Source organism: Alloprevotella sp. oral taxon 473 str. F0040, from assembly GCF_000318095.2.
Taxonomy (GTDB): Bacteria; Bacteroidota; Bacteroidia; order Bacteroidales; family Bacteroidaceae; genus Alloprevotella.
In genome coordinates this window covers 1-5,034 of sequence record NZ_KB290725.1, presented here as the reverse complement: position 1 = coordinate 5,034, position 5,034 = coordinate 1, and the positions used below count along the sequence as shown (strand labels likewise).

The window sequence follows — 5,034 nt, the reverse complement described above, 5'->3', positions numbered from 1 at the left end:
GATTGAGACAGAAACTCAGCTTTGAAAAACTGAAATCAGAGTTCTTCAAAAGAATAGTTTAATTTTGCCCTTGCCGGTTGACTCTACGTCCTGCATCATTCTCGTTCTTCACTTCCGTGCGGTCTCCCAATACCAGCACATAATTGTCATTGCTGTTTGATTCCATTTTTCTAAATTTTAATATGGTGAATACTGTAATCAAGCAGCTAAATTATAGGTATATGAAGAGATTGAAAAACTTTTGGGAAAAGCGGGAAATACAGGGAAAAAACAAGAAGCCATCATCCGAATCTGTATGGAAAGCGGATAATGGCATGTTATAAATAAATATGAACGTTTCCGGTAGAGGAACTTATTTATTTATTTCCTCCTTTTTCGAATATTCTTTTTCTATCAGTAAATTGATGAGAAATTTCTGCAAGTCTTGGTCAGTGGGTACATTGAGTTTCTTGCGGATGTGGTTACGCGTCACGTCAACATTGTTTTCGGTTTTGTCGAGCAACAGGCAGATTTCGCTCCGCTTCTTTCCTGCGAGAATGAGGCGGCACACATCCGTTTCTGATTTAGTGAGACAGGGGAAACGCCGGGCGAGGTCGCAGTCATCCATCAAGTGTTTTTTCAGATGCAGGCGCACGGCGTTGATAAGGTTGCGTTGCGATTTCGGTTTGAGCATGGAAAACAGGCGGTCCGTGTCCTCGGGCGATGGGTGGTCGTTACTGCTCATGCGCAGGTAGGCCTCTATTTCCTGTTTATTCAGTCTGACGACGCGCATCAGTGTCGTCTCACGGTGATGCAAATCGGTATTTTCCTTCGTTACACTCATCACATTATATCGCAGCAGTTCGCCCAGCGTGCAGAGGAAAAACTGCACGAAGAGGAAGAAAGCGAACAGGCGCCAAAGCGAAGGCTCTTGAAGATAGGCTGCCACACAACCGTAGCTAACCACACTGATAGCAGAGACGATAAAGGGGGTGAGCCGGACAAAGCTCAACACAAGGAAGAAGATCGCCAGCAGGGATGTTATCTGATTGATAAGGATGAGCTGCAGAAAATGGTCGGGGCGCACCGTAGCGAAATAAAAGAAGCGCACGGCGATGGTACACTGTGCCACGAGCGCCACGAGTGAAAAAGCCTTGGAAAGCGTCAGCCGCCGCGTGAGGTAGAGCGACAGCGAAAGGAGACACATCGCCAGATGGATGCCGCTCATCGTCTGGGGCAACGCTTCCTGCGAACCTCCAAGCCCCATGAACTGCAAGGAGATGACGGTAACAACGAGTACAGAGTGGAGCAAATACACGATGACTCGGTGCCGCTCAATGGTGTTTGTAGTGCGCGACCGTAGGAATGCCGATACCTTTTCTGTGAGAAAATGAATGATCATTGTTGCCGTTCTTACTTTTTATAACGACTGCAAAGGTACGTTTTTGTTTTCTCTTTACCAAGCTTCTTATTAGGTGTTTTTAAGGGGTGATTAAGGTTTTTAGGGGGGTAATAAAAGCTTTTAAATGGTCTTTCTGCTAAGAAACTCTGATTTATAACATTCTGTTTGTTATTTTTGTATAGTCTTTAGCTGTTCTCACAGAAATATTCCTTGCAGAACAGCCAAGAAATGAACTGTCCAGCATGCGAAATTCAGCAGAAAGGAATGCGAAATGAGAAAATGAGAACGTAGAAATATATTTAATCCATAATTAGCAAAAAGAGTTATTCATAAAGAACATGAGATTATGGCAAATGGAAAACAACAGGCATCATTCAGAGAATCAGGCTCAGCACCTACCTCTTCGTCCTGATACTGGTGGCACGGCAGGGATAGAAAACAGCTCAAACAGAGCAGTCGTTGCTACTACCTGCGGGATATACTTTAGGGGAGGAAGGACAAGAAACCTGTTATGTCTATGAAGCTGTAAAACTGAATATATATCGGAAATGAGACATTTTATCACATTACTGTTTGTCATTATACTCTCCGCAGGAGAAATGTATGCCGCCACTCCGGCAGACTCCATCCGCAAAGAGATGAAGCACCTAAAGGGAGAAAAACTTTTGCAGGCCTACCATAATCTTTGCCGGTTGGCAGCTGCCGAAGATAATATGGGCTATGAATTACGCTGCATCCGAGAATATCTTGCCGAATCCTTACGCCAAAAAGACAAGGAGGCGGAAGCCCAGGCGCGCGTCACTCAGTTGTATTGCTATTACAACAACGAGATGACCGACAGCATTAGCTACTATTTGCCCGAAGTTCTCAGTGCCATGAAAAAGAACGGCACATGGGATTATTACTACAATGCGTGGAACGTGCTCATCGAGAGTTACCTCTATGAAGACAAGGTGCAGACCGCATTGTTTGAAGCGCAAAAGATGTATGCCGATGCGCGAAAAAGAAAGAGCAACTATGGATTAGGCACTTCCACCTATGGCTTGGCATGTATCTATCAGACAATGGGACGCTTCCGCGAAGCCGAGAAGACCATCGAGGAGAGCATCGCCGCCCTCTCCAAAGAAGATGAGATTTCTCAATTGCTCTCTGCCTATCATGTTTTGGGCGAAATACTCGACGGACTGGGAAAATATGACAAGCTAAGAGCGAAATGCACGGAATGGAAAGCGGTCATCGACAAATACAAGAACGAAGCCCTGCGAAAAGGCTACACACCCTCGCTCAACGGACGCTATCTCTACTGCACGCTGGCAACAGCCGTCGCTGAATTGGAAACAGGGCATTACGACCGCGCCAAGGAATTGCTGCAGCTCGCCGATAAATATGCCGAGGGGCGCAAAGCCGTCGCCCGATTCAAGCTCCTTCAAGTGAAAGCCCGCTACTATGCAGCCATCAGGCAGTACGACCGGGCCATTGCCTGCAACAACGAGAACATGGGCATCATGACTGCCGCCGGCGACTCCGTCAGCCTGCTCACCGTGCAGATGCAGCAGGCCAACCTCTACACCGAGGCCGGACGATACAAGGAAGCGGCAGAACTCTACAGCCTTGTCATCCCACACAAAGACAAGCTGCGCAACACCGAGCTTGCCAAGCAGCTCGACGAACTGCGCACCATCTTCGAGGTTGACAAGCTCACACTCCGGAACGAGGTCATCACAACACGGCTCTACCTCTCACTCATCATCGGGGCACTGCTGCTTGCCACCGTCATCCTGTACATCATCTACACCCGCCGCTTGCGCCGTAAAAACAGGGCGTTGTACGACTCCATTCTATTATACCGCAAGGCAGAAAGCGACATGGAGACCGCCGCAAGGCTCGTTCCCGAGGAAGAACTCGACCGTGAGGGGAAAATCTACCGCCGGTTGTGTGAGCTGATGCAAAATGAGAAAATCTATAAAGACCCGGAGTTGAACCGCGATCTGCTCTCCAAGCGGATTGGAACAAATACCGTCTATATCACCAATGCCGTGCGCAAATATGCCGATGGAGCCACAGTCAACGAATTTATCAACGGCTACCGGTTGCGACACGCGGCATCGCTGCTCACCAACAATCCCGACTTGAACATCAACGAGGTGGAAAATAGATCAGGATTCAATTCCCGAGCCACATTCAACCGTTGTTTCCGAGCTTTCTTCGGGATGTCTCCTTCAGAATACAAAGCTGTTTCCAAAGAAAAAAAGAAAACTGCAAAAGGACTTATCCGATGAGGGGGTATAGGTGTTCTGGATGTTTATAAATCGTCATTTCTTAGTGAATTACAAATATGATACAAGTTTTTTCAAATATGAAACATCCTGTTGGTCTTCGTGGAATAATTTTGCAACAGAATCAACGAGCAGCAAAGATGAAAAAGAACTGTTGGGTATACATCTTAAGAAATGAAACCGGAGAAATCATCATCGGCTTTTCACTCGAGATGGATGAAACATTCACCGAAATCTCCATGCGAAAGGAAAAGCTGTATTATCTCCGTCCGTTTGAAGAGCCGTTCGACGGTTTGGCGCACAAGCACCTTTTAGATTCCCTTTCCAAAGATACAATCAACCTTCTCGTACGACGTAATCGGGAGCGGACAGAAATATACAAGGAAGTCTTCCGGAAAACGCAGTAACTATACCCCTGATAACCAAAAGAACATTTGTTTTTTTAATTGAAATTCCAGTAAAATGAAAACAAAACCAACAAACATCATTCAGAGGCTCTGCCTCTTCTTGTTTGCCCTTGTGCTGACGATGCCGACGTGGGCGCAGGGCAACAATGGCACCGAAGTAGTGAGCATCGGCTCGAAGGCTGAATGGAAAGCGTTTTGCCAGCGCGTGAACCACAACGGCGAGCCCTTCCTCAACGCCAAGTTGACGCAGGACGTGGACCTCGGCGGGGAGATCGTGATGCTGGGCTCTGTGAGCTACCCGTACTCCGGCACGTTCGACGGCAACGGCCATACGCTCTCGTTCAACTGGAATGCGGGCGAAGATAACCAAATCGCCCCCTTCTATTATGTGGAGAACGCCACGATCAAGAACCTGCGCACCCAAGGGAAGATCACGTCGAAGGGTTACAGCTTGTCCGGAATGGTTCGTGCAGCCTTGGGCACCACCACCATCTCGGGCTGCATCAGCGACGTGGACATCACGGGGGGGAACGGTGGTTGGAATGATTCCCAAGCCGCGGGCATGGTTCAAGCGGTAGCCTACGGAGCCTCGGTTCAAATCACCGACTGCCTCGTCAAAGGCAGCATCACCGACAATGCGGATGAAAGCGAGAGAGCGATGGCCGGCTTTGTCTTGTCTAATAGTGGCACCTACACGCTGACTCGCTGCCTCTACGTCGGCAAGAACAACGCCGCCAACAGCAAATACAGCAAAACCTTCGGCACGGAAAAGGGCATCAGCGACACCTTCACCGACTGCTACTACCTCAACACCTGCGGCAAAGCGCAGGGCAAGCAGGTAACCGCCGAGCGACTGAAGAGCGGCGAAATGGCCAAGCTGTTGCAGGGCGACCGCACCGAAAACGTCTGGGGACAGACGCTCGGCACGGACAAAGAGCCGCTGCCCACCGACAAGGCCGACAAGCGCATC

The 5,034-nt window shown here is 48.6% G+C and carries 3 protein-coding genes and 1 pseudogene; 3 read left to right on the top strand and 1 reads right to left on the bottom strand.

The window, feature by feature from the left end; translation table 11 throughout:
- Positions 1–352: 352 nt before the first annotated feature.
- On the bottom strand, positions 353–1,381 hold the full coding sequence (locus HMPREF9999_RS09765) for a helix-turn-helix transcriptional regulator (protein ID WP_044063490.1): 1,029 nt from the start codon (positions 1,379–1,381) through the stop codon (positions 353–355).
- Positions 1,382–1,929: 548 nt separating this feature from the next.
- Between HMPREF9999_RS09765 and HMPREF9999_RS09760 the strand changes: the two genes are divergently transcribed.
- From HMPREF9999_RS09760 to HMPREF9999_RS09750, 3 genes and pseudogenes are all read left to right on the top strand, one after another.
- Positions 1,930–3,660 (top strand): helix-turn-helix domain-containing protein, encoded by a 1,731-nt coding sequence (locus tag HMPREF9999_RS09760; protein ID WP_009437961.1) that lies wholly within the window; start codon positions 1,930–1,932, stop codon positions 3,658–3,660.
- A gap of 137 nt (positions 3,661–3,797) precedes the next feature.
- Entirely contained in the window at positions 3,798–4,064 is a 267-nt protein-coding gene (locus HMPREF9999_RS09755) for a hypothetical protein (RefSeq protein ID WP_044063491.1), read from the top strand.
- A gap of 55 nt (positions 4,065–4,119) precedes the next feature.
- Positions 4,120–5,034 (top strand): annotated as a pseudogene (locus HMPREF9999_RS09750) (peptidase M26); the annotation flags it as partial.

What these genes read in the sequence shown, in the direction of transcription:
- HMPREF9999_RS09765 (WP_044063490.1), bottom strand. Translation starts at nt 1,381, where the DNA reads ATGATCATTCATTTTCTCACAGAAAAGGTATCGGCATTCCTACGGTCG.
- HMPREF9999_RS09760 (WP_009437961.1), top strand. Translation starts at nt 1,930, where the DNA reads ATGAGACATTTTATCACATTACTGTTTGTCATTATACTCTCCGCAGGA.
- HMPREF9999_RS09755 (WP_044063491.1), top strand. Translation starts at nt 3,798, where the DNA reads ATGAAAAAGAACTGTTGGGTATACATCTTAAGAAATGAAACCGGAGAA.